The 17,362-nt window shown below is 59.5% G+C and carries 15 protein-coding genes; 5 read left to right on the forward strand and 10 right to left on the reverse strand.

Annotated features, from left to right (window positions below):
- Nucleotide 1 precedes the first annotated feature (1 nt).
- Genes ACRQ1B_RS19445 through ACRQ1B_RS19470 form a run of 6 tightly spaced genes read right to left on the reverse strand, consistent with a single transcriptional unit; the run spans nt 2 to nt 6,344 of the window.
- Nucleotides 2-943 carry an ABC transporter permease gene (locus ACRQ1B_RS19445; protein ID WP_432295638.1) on the reverse strand — a complete coding sequence of 314 codons (942 nt, stop codon included), beginning with the start codon at nt 941-943 and terminating at the stop codon, nt 2-4.
- Nucleotides 943-1,917 (reverse strand): ABC transporter permease, encoded by a 975-nt coding sequence (locus ACRQ1B_RS19450; RefSeq protein ID WP_432295639.1) that lies wholly within the window; start codon nt 1,915-1,917, stop codon nt 943-945. Before ACRQ1B_RS19450 ends, ACRQ1B_RS19445 begins: the two co-directional genes overlap by 1 nt.
- Entirely contained in the window at nt 1,914-2,894 is a 981-nt protein-coding gene (locus tag ACRQ1B_RS19455) for a nucleoside hydrolase (protein ID WP_432295640.1), read from the reverse strand. The genes ACRQ1B_RS19450 and ACRQ1B_RS19455 overlap by 4 nt, the downstream gene beginning before the upstream one ends.
- A complete protein-coding gene (locus ACRQ1B_RS19460) occupies nt 2,891-3,853 on the reverse strand; it encodes a nucleoside hydrolase (protein ID WP_432295641.1) in 963 nt (320 codons plus the stop codon). The genes ACRQ1B_RS19455 and ACRQ1B_RS19460 overlap by 4 nt, the downstream gene beginning before the upstream one ends.
- Nucleotides 3,854-3,888: 35 nt before the next feature.
- Nucleotides 3,889-4,770 carry a dihydrodipicolinate synthase family protein gene (locus ACRQ1B_RS19465; protein ID WP_432295642.1) on the reverse strand — a complete coding sequence of 294 codons (882 nt, stop codon included), beginning with the start codon at nt 4,768-4,770 and terminating at the stop codon, nt 3,889-3,891.
- Nucleotides 4,771-4,793: 23 nt separating this feature from the next.
- Nucleotides 4,794-6,344 (reverse strand): ABC transporter substrate-binding protein, encoded by a 1,551-nt coding sequence (locus ACRQ1B_RS19470; RefSeq protein WP_432295643.1) that lies wholly within the window; start codon nt 6,342-6,344, stop codon nt 4,794-4,796.
- Nucleotides 6,345-6,475: 131 nt separating this feature from the next.
- Here ACRQ1B_RS19470 and ACRQ1B_RS19475 point away from each other — a divergent pair, with 131 nt between their 5' ends.
- The 3 genes from ACRQ1B_RS19475 (at nt 6,476) to ACRQ1B_RS19485 (ending at nt 10,649) form a co-directional block, all read left to right on the forward strand.
- A complete protein-coding gene (locus tag ACRQ1B_RS19475; protein WP_432295644.1) occupies nt 6,476-7,366 on the forward strand; it encodes a LysR family transcriptional regulator in 891 nt (296 codons plus the stop codon).
- A gap of 86 nt (nt 7,367-7,452) precedes the next feature.
- The gene (locus tag ACRQ1B_RS19480; RefSeq protein WP_432295645.1) at nt 7,453-8,385 is read left to right on the forward strand and encodes a LysR family transcriptional regulator; all 933 of its coding nucleotides are present in this window, start codon (nt 7,453-7,455) and stop codon (nt 8,383-8,385) included.
- A 95-nt stretch (nt 8,386-8,480) separates the two neighbouring features.
- Nucleotides 8,481-10,649: a malate synthase G gene (locus ACRQ1B_RS19485; protein ID WP_432295646.1), complete on the forward strand. Its 2,169-nt coding sequence runs from the start codon at nt 8,481-8,483 to the stop codon at nt 10,647-10,649.
- Nucleotides 10,650-10,724: 75 nt separating this feature from the next.
- Here the strand turns inward: ACRQ1B_RS19485 and ACRQ1B_RS19490 are convergent, their stop codons facing one another.
- The 4 genes from ACRQ1B_RS19490 to ACRQ1B_RS19505 all read right to left on the reverse strand — a co-directional run bounded on the left by ACRQ1B_RS19490 (nt 10,725) and on the right by ACRQ1B_RS19505 (nt 15,592).
- The gene (locus ACRQ1B_RS19490; RefSeq protein WP_432295647.1) at nt 10,725-13,022 is read right to left on the reverse strand and encodes a xanthine dehydrogenase family protein molybdopterin-binding subunit; all 2,298 of its coding nucleotides are present in this window, start codon (nt 13,020-13,022) and stop codon (nt 10,725-10,727) included.
- Nucleotides 13,019-14,008, reverse strand: coding sequence for an FAD binding domain-containing protein (locus ACRQ1B_RS19495; RefSeq protein ID WP_432295648.1), 990 nt, complete (start codon nt 14,006-14,008; stop codon nt 13,019-13,021). The genes ACRQ1B_RS19490 and ACRQ1B_RS19495 overlap by 4 nt, the downstream gene beginning before the upstream one ends.
- Complete coding sequence (locus ACRQ1B_RS19500; RefSeq protein WP_432295649.1) at nt 14,005-14,538, reverse strand: 2Fe-2S iron-sulfur cluster-binding protein; 534 nt, start codon at nt 14,536-14,538, stop codon at nt 14,005-14,007. Before ACRQ1B_RS19500 ends, ACRQ1B_RS19495 begins: the two co-directional genes overlap by 4 nt.
- A gap of 139 nt (nt 14,539-14,677) precedes the next feature.
- Nucleotides 14,678-15,592, reverse strand: coding sequence for an XdhC family protein (locus tag ACRQ1B_RS19505; protein WP_432295650.1), 915 nt, complete (start codon nt 15,590-15,592; stop codon nt 14,678-14,680).
- Between the two features lie 284 nt (nt 15,593-15,876).
- Here ACRQ1B_RS19505 and ACRQ1B_RS19510 point away from each other — a divergent pair, with 284 nt between their 5' ends.
- A complete protein-coding gene (locus ACRQ1B_RS19510; protein ID WP_432295651.1) occupies nt 15,877-16,518 on the forward strand; it encodes a TetR/AcrR family transcriptional regulator in 642 nt (213 codons plus the stop codon).
- Nucleotides 16,519-16,560: 42 nt separating this feature from the next.
- Nucleotides 16,561-17,208, forward strand: a complete 648-nt coding sequence (locus ACRQ1B_RS19515) for a nucleotidyltransferase family protein (protein WP_432295652.1) — start codon at nt 16,561-16,563, stop codon at nt 17,206-17,208.
- Nucleotides 17,209-17,362: the final 154 nt, after the last annotated feature.

Here is a 17,362-nt window from a genome sequence, read left to right on the forward strand (position 1 = left end):
CTTAGCCCTCACGACGCGGATTGAGGATGTCGCGCAATGCATCGCCGATCAGGTTGATCGCGACGATGAGCAACAGGAGGGCGATGCCCGGAAAGAAGCTGATCCAGTAGTCACCGGACAGCAGGTATTCGAAACCGTTCGAAATCAGCAGGCCGAGCGACGGTTCGGTGACCGGCAGACCGATACCGAGGAAGGAGAGCGTTGCTTCCAGCATGATGGCATAGGCGACGCGCATGGTGGCGACGACGATCAGCGGCGGCAGGCAGTTCGGCAGGATATGGCGGAACAGGATGCTGCGATCCGGCAGCGCCATCGAACGGGCGGCATCGACATAGGCGCGCTTGCGCTCGATCAACGCCGAACCACGGATGGTGCGGGCGTAATAGGCCCACTGCGTGACGACCAGCGCCAGAATGATCTTGTCGACGCCCTGGCCGAGAATGGCGAGAAAAATCAGCGCGATCAGGATGGCCGGGAAGCTGAGCTGGATATCGACGATACGCATCAGGATCGAATCCGTGCGGCCGCCGACATAGGCGCTGGTGAGACCGATCGAAGCGCCGATCACGAGCGCGATTGCGGCACTGGAAAGACCGACGAGGATACTGGTGCGCAGGCCGTAGAGAATGGCGCTGAACAGGTCGCGCCCTTGAGTATCCGTGCCGAGCATGTAGGTCATGCCCGACATGCTTTCCGAGCCCGGAGCCAGACGACCGTCGAGAATATCGAGCTGCGCCAGATCATACGGGTTCTGCGGCGCGATCAGCGGTGCGAACACGGCGGCGAGGATGAAGATCGTCACCACCACGATGCCGAGCAGCGCCAGCTTGTCGTGCAGCAGGGCATAGACGACTTCGCGTGTCGGAGAGCGCGAGGTGGATTTCGCGCCGCTATTGGCGGCCGCATGCACCGAGGTGGTCGAGGTCGAATTGTTTTCGGTCATCACGAGTTCCCCTCAAGACGGACGCGGGGATCGACGATCGAATAAAGGATGTCGACCAGCAGATTGATGACGCTGAACATCACAACGGTGATCATCAGGTAGGCGAGGATGACGGGGCGATCGAGAACGCCGATGGCGTCGATGATCAGCTTGCCCATGCCCGGCCATGCAAAGATGGTTTCGGTGACGACGGCAAAAGCGATCAGCGACCCGAGTTCGAGGCCGATCACGGTGATCAGCGGGATCAGCGTGTTTTTCAGCACGTGCACGGTGACGATGCGGCGCTCCGTCAGGCCCTTGGCGCGGGCGAAACGCACAAAATCGAGCTGCATGGTTTCCATCACGCCGGCGCGGGTGAGGCGGATGACGAGCGAGATCTTGAACAGCGCCAGATTGAAGGCCGGCAGGAACAGATGCGACAGGCCATCGAGCGTGAACATGGAGAGCGGCACACCGAGCACATTGACGGTATCGCCACGCCCCGAGGACGGCAGCCAGCCGAGATAGACGCTGAAATACATGATCATCACGAGGCCGATCCAGAAGGTCGGCAGGCTGAAGCCGAGGATCGAGAAGGTCATGATCGATTTGGAAACAAAGCCTTTCGGCTTCAGGCCGGCGTAAACGCCGAGCGGAATGCCGATGACCAGCGCCATGAACAAGGCGACGAAGGCCAGTTCCAGCGTCGCCGGCATGCGGTTCATGATCAGCGTCAGGGCCGGCTGATTGAACACGAAGGAATTGCCGAGATCACCCGACAGCGCATTGGTCAAAAAGATCCAGTACTGTTCCCAGACGGATTTATCGAGACCAAAGGCCTGGATGACCTGCATGCGCTCGGCCGGTGTCGCAGTGGGGCTCAGCAGCACGTCGACCGGGTTGCCAACGAGAAAGAGGCCGGCAAAGACCAGAACCGACATGACGAAAAGTGTGAGCACGGTCTGCAGAGACCGGCTTAAGAGATATCCGCTCATGCGTGTGAGCCTCCCATCGTTCTTGCACCGGGCGCTTCGCCGCCATGGCGGGCAATGCGCTCGATCAGCAATTCGATGAACCCGGTCTCGTCGACATCGGTGACGACGGTGGCGTTGGCCGGCCGGTCCATCTTCTTGTAGAAATCGGCATAGGTATAACCCATCGTCAGGCCTGTGACCTGCACGCCGACAAAAGCCTCGCGGCTGGTGAACAGTTCGGGGCGGATGAGCCAGGCGATCGTCGTCGCATCATGGATCGGCCCGCCCGGACGACCAAAACGTTTTTCGTCGCTGCGGTCGAAGGTGGTGAAGAGATTGTAGAGTGCCGCTCCGGCCTCGCCGCCCGCGCGAAAGCGCTCGAAATGGTCGGCGGTAAAGAGAGCCTGAAAGGTCATGTCGAGCGGCATCAGCACGATCGGCACACCGGACTGGAAAACGATCTCGGCCGCATGCGGATCGGCATAGATGTTGAATTCCGCCCAAGGGGTGCGGTGACCAAGTGCCGTAAAAGCGCCGCCCATGGAGACGATCTGGCGGATACCGCGCGCCACATCCGGATGCTGGATCAGCGCCAGCGCCACATTGGTCAGCGGGCCGATGGCACAGATGGTGATCTGTTCACCCGCCGTTGCGGCCGCGCGGGCCGTCCGGGTGATGAACTGGATCGCGCTCTCTTCGGCAGGCACAATATCACCGGCCTTGACCAGCTTGTCGTCAAACGAGCCGATACGGGCATATTTGCCATAAACCTGCTCGCGCACTAAAGGACCGCTGGCACCGGCAAAAACCGGCACGTCACGACGACCGCTGACGCCCACCAGCTTGCAGGCATTGGTGACGGTATGTTCGAGCGAAACATTGCCGGCCACGATCGACAGGCCGAGGACCTCGATTTCCGGCGAGGCAAGCGCCATCAGGATCGCGGCGGCATCGTCCACGCCCGGATCCGCATCGATGATGACCTTGTGGGGTTTCATGCGAGAACCTTCTCTTCGGCGTAACGCGACAGGCGCTCGAGGAAGAAGGCGATCACGCCTTCCGCATCGACCTTGGTGACGATGTCGGCATTCGGCTCCAATCCGCTCTTGCCGTACCAGTCGGCAATCGTCTGGCCCATGCAGAGCTCGCTTTCGTATTCGACGAAAACGCGCGCTTTCTGCGTTTCAAACAGATGCGGTGCGAGGAGATAGGCCATGACCAGCGGATCATGCAGCGGTCCACCGCGCGAGCCGTAACGGCGGACATCGTTGCGGTCCCAGAAGGCCATGAGTTCGGCGAGCGTTTCGGAAATACGGCCGCTGACGCGCGAAAATTCGGCGACATGTTCCGGCTTCAGCATGACCTGATGGGTGGCATCGAGCGCCAGCGCCACGATCGGGATGCCGCTGGAAAACACCACATGCGCCGCATGCGGATCGGCGAGCACGTTGAATTCCGAGGTCATCGTGCGGTTGCCCGGCTCGCGATAGGCGCCGCCCATCATGACGATGCGCTCGATACCGTCCGCCAGCTGCGGTTTCATCCGCAGGGCAACAGCCACATTGGTCATCGGACCAAGGCAGCAGAGCGTGATGCGCTCACCGGTTTCGGCAGCCTTGCCGAGCGTTTCGATCAGAAAATCGACGGCGGACATCTCTTCCGCCTTTTTGACTGGATCCGGCAGCGTGGTATTGCCAAGCCCGGTCTTGCCATGGAACTGGCCATGGATCGGCTCGCGCATGATCGGCCGGAAACAGCCGGCATAGACGGGAATATCGGTTCGGTTGCCGAGTTCGCAAACCTGCAGCGCATTGCGCACCGTGCGCTCCAGCGGCTGGTTGCCGCTGACCGGCGTGATGCCAAGGATCTTCAGTTCCGGCGAGACGAATGCGGTCAAAAGCGCAATCGTGTCATCGATACCGGGATCGCAATCGACGATGATTGAAATCGGCTTCATTACATAATGCCTTCGATGTATAAAATTGGGAACGCTCAGAGCGCGCCGACGTCTCTCAACACGTCGGCGATCTCTGCCCTGGCCGCTTCACCGAGCGGCATCTGTGGATGCATGGGACTGCCGACGGCAAAACCCTGCAGGTCGAGCGCCGTCTTGATGCAGGCAGCGATCGAGTACTTTGCGAAGATCTCGTTGACCTTCCACATCGGCCTTTGCAGATCCATCGCACGCGCCCAGTCGCCGGCCTTGGCCGCCTCGTAAAGCGCAATGCTCTGCTTCGGCACGATGCAGGCTGGCCCCGCCATCCAGCCGACGCCACCAATCATCATCACGCAGACCGGAATATGCGCGGAGGCGGCAAACACCTCCATGCGGCCACGGGTACGCTCGATAATGGAGAGGAGGCGTCCGGTATTGGTGGAGGCGTCCTTGATGTAACGGATGTTGTCGATGCGGCTCAGACGCTCGATCACCGGCAGAGACAGGTCCGAGCGTTGGAACTGCGGATTGGTGTAGAGCACCACCGGCCGGCCCCTGGCCGCCTTGGCGATCGCCGTAAAATAGGCTTCCACACCCTCGTCGCTCACCGGAAAATAGGCTTCGAGAATGGCCAGAATGCCATCCGCTCCCGCTTCAACCATGTATTCCGTCTGGGCGACGGCATCTGCGGTCGAGGTCGACGCCACGCCGGCGACGACGGGGACCCGGCCGCGATTGGCCGAAATCACCGTGTCGACGACGCGACGTCTCTGGTCCTGGGAGAGATAGGCAAATTCACCGGTGCTGCCGAGCGGAGCGAGACCATGCACGCCCGCATCGATCAGGTGGTCCACCAGATCCGTCAGCACACCCTGCATGACCTCGCCGGACGGACCGATCGGAGAAACGAGATAGGGAAAAACACCGCTGAAAGACATGGTGGACCGCTCCTGTTTTTCGATCAGTTCTGCTTCACATAGTAGGGAAGCGTGTAACCATCCGAGCGACCGGCATAGTTGATATCGCTCTTCACCGCCCATGTGTTGGCAAGATAGAAGACCGGGATGACACCGAGGTCACCCATGGCGATTTCCGTCGCCTTCTTCAGCAGTTCCTCGCGCTTGGCATCGTCGAGCGTCGAACGGGCTTCGTTGAGCGCCTTGTCGAATTCCGGGTTGGAATAACGGCCGCGATTGCCCTGACCGGCCTTTTCGCCGTAGGTCTCGAGGATCGGCCCGAGAACACCGGAGGCTTCGCCGGTTTCGACCGCCGCACCGCCCATGATGAACGAGAATTCAAGGTTGGAAGCGCGGGTGAAATAGACGCTGCCCGGCAGAGTAGCGACTTCGGTCTTGACGCCAACGCGGCTGAAGAACTGGCCGATCGCCTGCGCAACCTTGCTGTCGTTCGGGTAACGGTCGTTGGAGGCATGGAAGGTCAGCGCAAAGCCATCCGGGTAACCCGCCTTGGCCAGCAGTTCCTTCGCCTTGTTCGGATCGTAAGCATCGACCTTGATGGCCGGGTCATACCCGAAATAACCTTCCGGCACGACCTGACCAGCGGGAACACCCTGGCCGTCCATGATGCGATCGACCAGCGCTTCGCGGTTGATCGACAGCGACAGGGCGCGGCGAACATCAGCATTCAGCAGCGGGTTCTTGCCATCGGCACCCTTGGCGAACGGCGACTGCTCGCGGTTCTGGTCCATGTGCAGATACATGATGCGGTTGCCGGCAATATTGACGACCTTCATCTGATCGGAGGCTTCCAGGCGGCGCGTATCGGCGGTCGGGATATTCTCGATCATGTCGACATCGCCCGAAAGCATGGCCGCAACACGGGCACTCGGGTTCTTGAAGACGCGGAACGTCACCTTGTCCCACTGGGCCTTTTCGCCCCAATAGGCATCGTTCTTGGCAACGACGACATTATCGTCCGGCGACCAGGAGACGAACTTGAACGGGCCGGTGCCGATGACACCCTTGCCGGTGTTCATTTCTCCTGTCGTGACCTTTTCCATCTCGGCCGGCAGGATGGCGATGCGGCTCAAATTGTTGAGGAGAAGCGGCGTCGGACCCGAGGTCTTGATGCGCACCGTCAGCGGATCGACGGCCGTCACGTCGGTGATCGCCTTCACATAAGCGGCAAACGAGCTCGGGCTGTTGGTCGAGGCGAGCGGAATGCGCTTGATACTGGCAACCACGTCTTCAGCGGTAAAATCGCTGCCGTCGTGGAATTTCACGCCTTGGCGCAGCTTGAATTCCCAGGTCGTGTCATCGACGATAGCCCAAGACACCGCCAGAGCCGGCTGGATCTGCTGCTTTTCGTCCTGATTGACGAGGCCATCGAAAATGTTGCGCGCCATCGCGCTGTTCGGGCCAACGACATAGAATTGCGGATCCATGGACGTCGTCGAAGCGGACAGACCAACGGTCAGATCCCGAGCCTGGCTTGCGAGCGGCATGGCGAAAACAGACGCTGCCAATGCGGCTGCGAACACAGAAAACTTCATGATTGGGACTCCTCCGGGTTGTCCATCGCCGCACTCTCCCTGCGGGTAAACGTCAATTAACGTTTTACGTGTCAAAAGAAAAATTGCATTTTGTACTCAAGTCATGCCGAAATGTTATGGGAGGACGACGGGTGAGATTGAAGCCGAGACAGGTGGAGGCATTTCGCGCCGTGATGATGGCAGGCGGCATCACTGCCGCCGCCGAAGCCATGAACGTGACACAGCCGGCCGTCAGCCGTTTGATCCGCGATCTCGAGGAGATCGTGCAGATGACGCTGTTCGAGCGCGTCGGCGCCCGGCTGGTGCCGACTGCGGAGGCGACGCAGTTCTATCGCGAGGTGGAACGGCTTTACCTTGGGCTGGATCAGATCGCGCGGGCCGCAGACGATATTCGCCTGCACAAGAACACGGTTCTGCGGATCGGCAGTGTGGCATCGCTTGTGCGGCCCTATCTTCACAAGGCGATTATCGACGTGATCGGCGACCGGGTGGATATTCCCTTGGTCATCGATGTCGAAAACAGCCGTTACATCTGGGATATGGTCGACCAGAACCGCTACGATCTCGGTCTGGTGTTCGGTTCACCCCGGATGGCGGACAAGAACGCCGTTCTCCTGCATAGCGCTCATGCCGTTGCCGCAATGGCACCGCACCACAGATTGGCCTCGCTGGACGTCATCACGCAATCTGATTTGCTTGACGAAAGAGTTTTGATCCCTGGCCGCAATTCGCCATTGCGCCTCGCGCTCGATCGCGCATTCGCCATCGAAGACCATCAGCCGATCAGCACAATGGAAACTTCCATGCTGAATTGCTGCCATTTCGCAGCAGCCGGCATGGGCGTCGGTATCGTTGACCAAACCAGCCTGCGCTCGGCAGGCGCCGAAGTCGTCGCGGTTCCTTTCGAGCCCGCGATCGAGGTATCCTATTATGCCATCCGGCCAACAGGCACGCGACGGATAGCCGTCCTCGACGACGTGATCGGTCGAATGCAGAATTTGATGAAGCTGCACGACACCTGACGAAAGAATTGACACTGACACCCACCTGCTGATCACGCTGGATACGTAAACGGACAATCATCTTTGCCTCACCGGAAACAATTTCGATGAAAGATCTGGACGACCTCGTGACATTCGCAAAGGTCGTGGCCACACGCAGCATGTCTCTTGCGGCGCGTTCCCTCGGCGTAACGCCGGCAGTCGTTTCGAAGCGGATCAAGCGCCTTGAAGAAAGTCTCGGCGCACGGCTGCTGCAACGAACGACCCGGCAGATCGCCGTGACGGAGGCCGGACAGGGATTTTATGAGCGCGTGGTCGGCATTCTCGCCAATATCGAGGAGGCTCAGGCCTTTGCCTCAGGCAGGTCCTCCGGCATCGTTGGAACACTCCGGATTGCCGCTCCCACCTCATTCGGGCGGATGCATATCGCGCCGCATCTGACCGGCTTCATGGCGGCAAACCGGCAGCTGGCTATCGATCTCATATTATCCGATGCGTTGACCGATCTCGTGGCCGACGGGTTCGATCTGGCGATCCGCATCGGAGACCTCAAGGATTCCGGTCTGGTTGCGCGCAAGCTATGCACCGTTACGCGCGTTTTATGCGCAGCGCCTTCTTATATCGAACGACACGGTTTCCCCGAAACGATTGACGCACTGGCCGTTCACCAATGCCTGCCAGCCCATAATGACGAACCATGGAGGCTGGAAGGTCCGAGCGGCCCGCTCGTCTATCGCCCTGATGGCATGCTCAAGACAAACTCGAGTGAGGTCATCCGCGAGGCCGTCATTTCGGGACTGGGCATCGCGCTGCGGTCGACCTGGGACATCGGCCCGGAGCTTTCCAACGGACGGCTCGTCCGTGTTTTGCCGGCATTTCAGGGCTCAAGGAATGTGATGATCTCGGCAGTCTATCCAAGCCGCGAATTTTTGCCCGTAAAAGTGACCGCCTTCATCGACTATCTTCAGGCTGTCTACGGCCCACATCCCTATTGGGAAAAATCGTCGCCCGCTAATTCGGAAGGAAATTCCGCCGATTAATTCTCAATCGGAAAAAGTCATATCCTTTCTCGCCGGTTGAGTTCTTCTTACTTAAGGTGAATTCTGTCGCAAAGACGATTGAACGGGAGATAGTGATGTCGCGGATTGAGAAGAACGGACTGCAGATCGATGGCGGTCTGCTGGATTTCCTGACGCAAGAGGCCTTGCCGGGCACCGGCGTGGATACTGAGCGGTTCTTCGAAGGCTTCGCAGCGATTATCCACGATCTGGCGACGACCAATCGGGCGCTGCTGGCAAAGCGCGATACATTCCAGGCGAAACTCGACGAGTGGTATCGCAAAAACGGGGCTCCTACCGATCTCTCCTCCTACGAAACCTTCCTGCGCGAGATCGGCTATCTCCTGCCTGAAGGCCCGGATTTTGTCGTTTCGACTGCCAATGTCGACGCCGAGATCGCAACCATTGCCGGCCCGCAGCTGGTTGTCCCCGTCATGAACGCCCGTTATGCGCTGAACGCCGCCAATGCCCGCTGGGGTTCCCTTTATGACGCGCTTTATGGCACGGATGCCATTGCCGAAGACGGCGGAGCAGAGAAGGGCAAAGCCTACAACCCGGTTCGCGGCGCAAAGGTGGTCGCCTGGGTGCGAGATTTTCTTGACCAGTCAGCGGCCTTGTCCGGCGCAAGCTGGAAGGATGCCGCATCTTTCAGGATCGAATCGGGTCGCCTGTCCATTGTGCTTGGCAGCGGTCAGGTCACCGGCCTGAATGATCCTGCCCAGTTTGCCGGCTATCTCGGCGAAGCGGCCACGCCGTCGCAAATTCTCATCAGGAAAAACGCGCTGCATATCGAACTTCTGATCGATGCGACCACCCCGATCGGCAAAGACGATCCGGCAAACATTTCCGATGTATGGCTGGAATCGGCAGTGACGACGATCATGGATTGCGAGGATTCCATTGCTGCGGTGGATGCCGAAGACAAGATTGCAGTCTATCGCAACTGGCTCGGGCTGATGAAAGGCGATCTGACCGAAGAGGTTTCCAAAGGAGACAAATCGTTCACCCGCAGGCTCAATCCCGATCTGGATTACACCGCCCCCGATGGCTCCACCTTCGAATTGAAATGCCGCTCGCTGATGCTGGTGCGCAATGTCGGGCATCTGATGACCAACCCCGCCATTCTCGATCGTGACGGCAATGAAGTGCCGGAGGGCATCATGGACGCGATGATCACCGCGCTGATCGCGTTGCATGACATCGGTCCGAATGGCCGAGCCAAGAATTCTGCTGCCGGCTCCATGTATGTGGTCAAGCCGAAGATGCATGGACCGGAAGAAGTAGCATTTGCAGCCGAGATTTTTGGACGCGTCGAGGCCGTGCTTGGCATGCCGCCGAACACGATCAAGATGGGCATCATGGACGAGGAACGCCGCACGACGGTCAACCTTAAGGAAGCCATCCGCGCCGCCAGGGAACGGGTCGTGTTCATCAATACAGGTTTCCTCGATCGCACCGGTGACGAGATCCACAGCTCGATGGAAGCCGGCCCGATGATCCGCAAGGGCGACATGAAACAGGCGGCCTGGATTGCCGCTTACGAAAACTGGAATGTCGATATCGGCCTGGAATGTGGCCTGTCCGGTCATGCGCAGATCGGCAAGGGAATGTGGGCAATGCCGGACCTGATGGCGGCCATGCTGGAACAGAAGATCGCTCATCCAAAGGCCGGCGCCAACACGGCATGGGTCCCGTCACCGACCGCCGCAACGCTTCATGCAACCCATTACCACAAGGTCGATGTCGCGCAGGTTCAGCAGAACCTCAAGAGCCGCGCGCGTGCCAAACTTTCCGACATCCTGTCCGTGCCTGTCGCAACGCGCCCTAACTGGACGCCGGAAGAAATCCAGCGGGAAATCGACAACAATGCGCAGGGCATTCTCGGTTATGTCGTGCGCTGGGTCGATCAGGGCGTCGGTTGCTCAAAAGTGCCCGACATCAACAATGTCGGATTGATGGAGGACCGCGCGACGCTGCGCATTTCCGCCCAGCACATGGCCAACTGGCTGCACCACGGCATCATTACGGAAGATCAGGTCGTTGCCACGATGAAGCGGATGGCCAAAGTCGTCGATGAGCAGAATGCGGCCGATCGAGCCTACCGCCCGATGGCGCAGGATTTCGACGTTTCGGTCGCTTTTCAGGCCGCTCTCGAACTCGTTCTGAAGGGCAAAGAACAACCCAATGGCTATACTGAACCTGTCCTGCATCGCCGCAGGATGGAGGCCAAGCGCGTTTCGGCTTAGAGCCTTTCCGACTATTTGAATGGCCGACCGTGTTCCCGATTTTCAGCGGGAACACGGATTGCCTTCACCCAGGTATCAGTCCAGGTTGCCCATCACCTTGTCGAGCGTGATGGGCAGATCACGCACTCGGGTGCCGGTTGCATTGTAAACCGCATTGGCAACCGCCGCGCCGACACCGGTTATGCCGATTTCTCCGATGCCGCGTGCGCCCATGGGAGCCTGAGGATCGGGGGTGTTGGTGTAAAGGATATCGATTGCGGGCACATCCATCTGCACGGGCACATGGTACTCGGCCAGAGACGCATTGACGATGCGGCCAGTGCGTTCATCAAAGTTCGTCTCTTCCGTCAGCGCCAGACCGAGACCCATGACGATGCCACCCTTGAACTGGCTGGTGGCCGTCTTGGCGTTGAGGATCTGCCCGGCATCGAACGAGCCGAGGAACCGCGACACCCGGATTTCACCGGTCAGCGCACTGACCCGGACCTCGCAGAACTGCGCGCCATAGGAATGCATGGAGAATGCCTCCATTTCCGCCGGCGGCGGTGCTTCCGCTTCGCAGACCAATTCATCCCGCCCTGCCCGGCGCAATATGGACTGATAGCTTTCGAAGCGATCGGCATCGTCGCGATGCCCGAGGCCGCCATCTTTCGGCTCGATCTCGGCAAGAGAAAGCCCCGCCAGCGGAGAGTCATTGCCGGCGAGCTTGATCAACTCCTCCACGAAAACTTCCGTTGCCGCAATCACCGCACCACCGATTGATGCCGTCTGGGTGGAACCGCCGGCAATCACACCGCGCGGCAGACTGCTATCGCCATATTCGAAGGTGACGTTTTCCAGCGGCACACCCAACCGGACGGCAATATGCTGAGCCTGTGCTGTCGCCGTTCCCATGCCCATGTCATGCACGGCGGTCGAGACGGTGACGTGACCATCCGCCGTCAGCCTTATCCTTGCCGCACCACCTGGAAATCGGTGGTAAGGGTAGGTTGCGGTGGCGCAACCCATGCCAATCAGCCATTCACCTTCCCGGCTCTGCCGAGGCAGCCGGCTGCGGTTTTGCCAACCGAAACGCTCTGCGCCCTTCTCATAAGCTTCGATCAGGTAACGGGACGAAAAGGCCTTGCCGGTGGTCGGATCCTTTTCCGGTTCGATGCGGCGACGGAGTTCGATCGGGTCAAGCTCAAGCTTTTCGGCCAGCTCATCCAGCGCACATTCCAGTGCGAATGTGCCGACGGATTCGCCCGGCGCTCGCATGAACGTGTTGGCGAGCATATCCATATCGGCGACATCCTGCGCCAGTTTGAACGTTTTTGCTGCATAAAGATGGCGCGCAGGAAAGGTGAATTGTTCCGGGCAGGAATTGTGCAGCGTCATTGCCGCCGTACCTGTATGGATCAGCGCCTCCAGCGTACCATCGGCGCGGGCGCCGAAGGCGACGCGCTGCTCTGTGACAGTCCGCCCGCCCACCACGCGAAAAACGCCCTCGCGCGACAACATGATACGAACAGGCCGCTCTGCCAGTCTGGATGCCGCAATGGCCAGAATCTGATGATCCCAGAGACATTTGCCGCCGAAACCACCGCCGACATAGGGCGACGTCACGCGCACATTGCCCGGTTCCAGACCAAAAATGTCACTCAACTGGCCAGCCGTCAGATCGAGCAACTGGCTGGCATCGTGAACGCGCAATTCATCTCCATTCCAGGCGACGGTTGCTGCATGCAGTTCGATGGCATTGTGATTGTGACGCGGCGTCCGATAGGTGACATCCACCTTGACCTCGGCATTGGCCAGCGCCGTTTCGGCATCGCCGATCTCCAGCACCGGTGGCTGACCGAGCAGTGTTTCCAGTTGCCTTGGTGTCTTTTTCGCCTCATCAAAGGACGTCACTGCCGGCAGGCTTGCATAGGTCGCCTTGACCAGCGTCGCCGCATAATCCGCCTGTTCCTGCGTTTCGGCAAGAACCAGGGCAATCGGCTGGCCGTTCCAGTGGATTTCGTCGTTCTGCATCACCGGCAGATCGCTGGCACCGGCAGCGGTCGGCGACGACATCATCAGCGACGGCGATTTCATGCGTGGGGCGTTATGATAGGTCATGACGAGGATGACGCCGGGGGCTGTTTCCGCAGCGGCGACATCGAGGTCGGTGATCTTTCCCCTCGCAATCGTGCTGAACGCGAGCGCCGCATAACTGATGTTCTCGTAAGCGAACTCGGCAGCAAAACGGGCCTTGCCCTGCACTTTCAGGGGACCATCGACGCGCGAGACGGGCTGGCCGAGTGCTCCATGTTTGCGCAGCATCGGGTCGGACGTGACGGCCGGCTGCCAGCGGCCGGGCTTGTTGTTTTCGGCTTGAGGTTGGACGCTCATGCGTTTTCTCCCTTCAATTCGTCGAGGACGGCGACAATCGTGCGTTTAGCCAGTTCGATCTTGAACCCATTTTCGCTGAGAGCGACGGCATCCGCGAGTTCTGCTTGCGCAGCAGCGCGGAAGTTTTCCGTGCCGGCCACCTGCCCTTTCAGCGCCGCCTCCGCCTTCGCGGCACGCCAAGGCTTGTGGGCGACACCGCCAAGTGCGAGGCGCACATCACGAACGATGCCGGCTTCATCGATATCAAGAGCGGCCGCGACCGACACGAGCGCAAAAGCGTAGCTGGCACGGTCGCGGACCTTGCGGTAAGTCGAACGGCCTGCGAAGGCGAGCGGCGGGATTTCGATCGCCGTGATCAATTCATCCGGCTGCAGTTCTGTTTCGATTTCAGGCCGATCGCCCGGCAAGCGGTGGAGGTCGATCAACGGCATGCTGCGCGTGCCGGCCGGTCCCTGCAAATGAACCAGTGCATCCAGAGCGACAAGCGCGACGCACATATCGGACGGATGGGTGGCGACACAGGCATCCGACGCGCCGAGGATGGCGTGGTAACGATTGAACCCTTCAAGCGCATCACAGCCCGCCTGTGGCTGGCGTTTGTTGCAGCGCGCTGCATTGTCATAAAAGTAGCGACAGCGGGTGCGCTGCAGGATATTGCCGCCAACCGTTGCGACATTACGGATCTGCGCACTGGCGCCCGCCAGAATGGAGCGAGACAACAGCGGGAAATCGGACCGCACCGCCGGATGTGCGGCGAGCGCCGTGTTCTTGGCAGCCGCACCGATCAACAGGCTACCGTCGGCGCGCTGTTCTATTTCTCCGGGCAGATGCGTGACATCGACCAGAGTTTCCGGCCGTTCGACGGTCTCGCGCATGAGGTCAACGAGATTGGTGCCGCCGCCGAGGTATTTTGCGGCGGGGCCAGCTTTTTTAAGGGTGATTGCGGAAGTGGCGTCCGACGCCTGCTGGTAGGAAAAGATATTCATGCCCGTACCCTTTCCTTGGCCGGAGCTGCGGTCTGATGCGCCAGCGTTTCGGAAATTGCCTCGACGATGCCATTGTAGGCACCGCATCGACAGAGATTGCCGCTCATGCGCTCGCGGATTTCACGCTCGCCGATCGGGATGTTGGCAGCAGTGAGATCACCGGTGACGACGCTCGGGATGTTGCGCTCGATTTCGCCCGCCATCCCGATGGCGGAACAGAGTTGGCCGGGCGTGCAATAGCCGCATTGAAAACCATCATGTTCGATAAAGGCCTGCTGCAATGGATGGAGGTTGCCATTGGCGGCGAGCCCTTCAACAGTCGTGATGCTGCGGCCCTGATATTGAACAGCCAGCGCCAGGCAGGAATTGATGCGTTCACCATCCACCAGCACGGTGCAGGCGCCGCATGCTCCCTGATCACACCCCTTTTTGGTTCCGGTAAAACCCAGAGAGTTGCGCATGAGATCGAGCAGTGACGTGCGGATATCCGCCTCGACCTCGATGGATTCTCCATTGATGATAAAATGCATAAGGACATCTCCTTTGGCTGGAAAGCATTGGCGATGATGAACCGCAGGACCAGAACGAATGTCTACGGCCGTATGATCCCCCCGCGAGAGGATATTTCTGTCAGGGCGGACACCTGTTCCGGCACGCCGGACAGGATGTTCAGACCTGCAGCAGAGCGGCCTGACGACAGGCAGCGATCTCCGCAATGACCGAAAGTGCCAGCGACTGGGCATCGCGCGCGCGCCCGAACAGGCCGATCGGCGCCTTTATCCGGTCAATGGCTTCCTGCGAATGCCCCAGTTCCCGAAGACGCTGCACTCGTTTTTCATGGGTTCTGCGACTGCCCAGCGCACCCACGTAAAACGGACGGGCCTGCAGGGCCGCTTCGAGAACAGGTATTTCCAGATCCAGATCATGCTGCAGAAGCGCGACTGCCGTATCGGCATCGATGAGCGCCTCGTCAGATGTATTGCTGGCGGCAGTGTCATAACGGAGAACGTCATAACCCGCCGCTCGTGCCACTTGAGTTGCAACCTCGACTTCCAACGTGCGACCGGCAAGAATGATCCGCACGTTCGGCCGATAGTAGTTCTGGAAGGCGTCACCATCCCAGCCGGCATGCATATTGCCTGACACGAAGGAAAGGGATTGCGTGCTCGGCCTGTAGGACAAACCGGCACTGCGACGACATCGCAAATGATCGACAACGGTGCGAACCGGCCGAACATCGTTCAGAATATGGACGGCAACCGTTACTCCGCCTCCGCAGGGCAACACGATATCGAAAAAAGGCGACCCCTCGCCCAGCATCACAAACCGATCGTGCCCTTTGGCTAACGCCTGCAGGGCTTCGGCCGCAACGGCAGCCTCGGTGCAGCCGCCGGAGACATAACCGCAATAAAGGCCGTCATCCGCGACAGCCATATGTGCGCCCAGAGAACGTGAGGAACCACCGCGGATTTCCACCAGCGTGCAGAGTGCCACCTGCCGACCGGCGCTCGTGGCCTGAACGGCAAAATCCAGAACCTCGGCTGCGGCATCCGTTGAAAACGCCTTGGCCGGGACCGGCAGCATGTCAACGGCTGTTCGGCTATCAACCTGGGACGCAAAATTCTCGACCTCCGCAGGGAACGGGTGCCTGAGGTCTTTGTTATGGGAACTGAGAGGCATCGATACCGTCATGAAACACTCCTGCCGATCGCGGCAATAGATGGTTTTAAAGTCGAGACCACTGATCAGCGATCTGAACAGATTGAAACTGCCGACCTTCCCGCTGTTTTGGACATGACATCCACTTCATTCCCGACTAAAAATTGGACGGCTCTCCGCTCAAACGGAGGCGCCTCCGTTTAGAGGTAGTGGCTGACGCGTTTTCGTCAAGCCCTGTTTTGGGGTGGAATTTGGTATTGAAGGAGCAGGCGCCGAAAACGCCGAAGCAGCCGAGGTTGCGCGCGGATGCGCAACGCAATCGCGCCAGACTGGTGGAAGTCGCTGCGCAGGCGTTTACCGAGCGCGGCGCGAGTGCTTCGCTCGAGCAGATCGCAAAGGACGCCGGCGTCGGCATCGGCACGCTCTATCGGCACTTTCCGACACGCGAACACCTTGTGGAGGTGGTCTACCGGCGTGAGCTGGAACTGTTGGCAAGCGCCGCTGGCGAGCTAATGGCAGAAAAAACGCCCGATGTGGCGCTGGAAGAATGGATGCACCGGTTTGTCAGCTACATGGCGGCTAAGCGCGGCATGGCGGATAGCCTCAAGGCGGTGCTCACGTCGAACGCGACCTTGTTTACGGAAAGCTCGACGCTCATGCACACCACATTCGGCAACCTTCTTCGTGCGGCCATCGACGCGGGCACGATCAAGGACGATATCGAGACAAGCGATGTGCTGTATACGCTGTTCGGCATATACTCAGTGCCTGACACACCCGACTGGCGGGAACGGGCACACAGGATCGTTCGCCTGATCATGGACGGGCTGCGTCTTCAGCCTCGCAGCTGAGGACCTCTTTACAGGGTCAACCGCATAGCTGGAGATGTTGCAGTGGAGACCAAGAGAAACGAGCCGGAAATCTCGGTCGCGATTCTTATTCTCGCTGCCGGCAGATCGAGCCGGATGTCGCCAGCCGCAGGCCATAAACTTCTGGCGAGGTTCAATGGTGTTCCATTGGTGCGGCGTACGGCTTTAAGGGCGATTGCAAGCAGAGCCCGTCACGTTTATGCGGTCACCGGCTTTCGGCACGACGAGATCGTGAACTGTCTGGCAGGCCTCGATCTGACGGTTGCCATCAATCCGGCTTATGCATCCGGCATGGCCAGTTCGCTGGTTGCGGGCCTGAAAATCCCTGACGTGATGAGCCACGACGGCGTGCTGATCCTTCTCGCCGACATGCCGGCCATTACCGCGGACAATCTGGATACGCTTATCGAAGCCTTCAAAGCCTGCCGAGGACAGCGGATCATCCGTGCGAGCCATTCCGGTACACCGGGCAACCCTGTGATCCTACCGAAGAGGCTTTATCCGCAGGCCCTGATGTTACAGGGGGATCGCGGCGCCAAGGCGCTGATCGAGAATTCCGCTCTCGAGATCGTGGAGATCGATATCGGCGAAGCGGCGCTGCTCGATGTCGATACTGTCGACGACCTGACCGATCTGGGTGGACTTGCCGCAGGTTTCTCCGAAAAACCATGAGCAAGTTCCCAACCGCTCTCGGGAAATTCCATCCGTCACGCAAGTCGTGCGAAGCTTACACACATAACATATCCGGCAATGACAGTATCACGTCCGCATCCGTAAACCACGTGTGGTCGAGGCGAGTTCCTGCGTCTTGGGTCCGCGCGCACCG

It is taken from the genome of Endobacterium panacihumi, from assembly GCF_050847465.1.
In the GTDB taxonomy this organism is placed as follows: domain Bacteria; phylum Pseudomonadota; class Alphaproteobacteria; order Rhizobiales; family Rhizobiaceae; genus Neorhizobium; species Neorhizobium panacihumi.

Excerpts from the sequence above, each read along its gene's own strand:
- ACRQ1B_RS19445 (WP_432295638.1), bottom strand. The coding sequence starts at position 943 with ATGACCGAAAACAATTCGACCTCGACCACCTCGGTGCATGCGGCCGCC.
- ACRQ1B_RS19450 (WP_432295639.1), bottom strand. The coding sequence starts at position 1,917 with ATGAGCGGATATCTCTTAAGCCGGTCTCTGCAGACCGTGCTCACACTT.
- ACRQ1B_RS19455 (WP_432295640.1), bottom strand. The coding sequence starts at position 2,894 with ATGAAACCCCACAAGGTCATCATCGATGCGGATCCGGGCGTGGACGAT.
- ACRQ1B_RS19460 (WP_432295641.1), bottom strand. The coding sequence starts at position 3,853 with ATGAAGCCGATTTCAATCATCGTCGATTGCGATCCCGGTATCGATGAC.
- ACRQ1B_RS19465 (WP_432295642.1), bottom strand. The coding sequence starts at position 4,770 with ATGTCTTTCAGCGGTGTTTTTCCCTATCTCGTTTCTCCGATCGGTCCG.
- ACRQ1B_RS19470 (WP_432295643.1), bottom strand. The coding sequence starts at position 6,344 with ATGAAGTTTTCTGTGTTCGCAGCCGCATTGGCAGCGTCTGTTTTCGCC.
- ACRQ1B_RS19480 (WP_432295645.1), top strand. The coding sequence starts at position 7,453 with ATGAAAGATCTGGACGACCTCGTGACATTCGCAAAGGTCGTGGCCACA.
- ACRQ1B_RS19485 (WP_432295646.1), top strand. The coding sequence starts at position 8,481 with ATGTCGCGGATTGAGAAGAACGGACTGCAGATCGATGGCGGTCTGCTG.
- ACRQ1B_RS19490 (WP_432295647.1), bottom strand. The coding sequence starts at position 13,022 with ATGAGCGTCCAACCTCAAGCCGAAAACAACAAGCCCGGCCGCTGGCAG.
- ACRQ1B_RS19495 (WP_432295648.1), bottom strand. The coding sequence starts at position 14,008 with ATGAATATCTTTTCCTACCAGCAGGCGTCGGACGCCACTTCCGCAATC.
- ACRQ1B_RS19500 (WP_432295649.1), bottom strand. The coding sequence starts at position 14,538 with ATGCATTTTATCATCAATGGAGAATCCATCGAGGTCGAGGCGGATATC.
- ACRQ1B_RS19505 (WP_432295650.1), bottom strand. The coding sequence starts at position 15,592 with ATGCTGCCGGTCCCGGCCAAGGCGTTTTCAACGGATGCCGCAGCCGAG.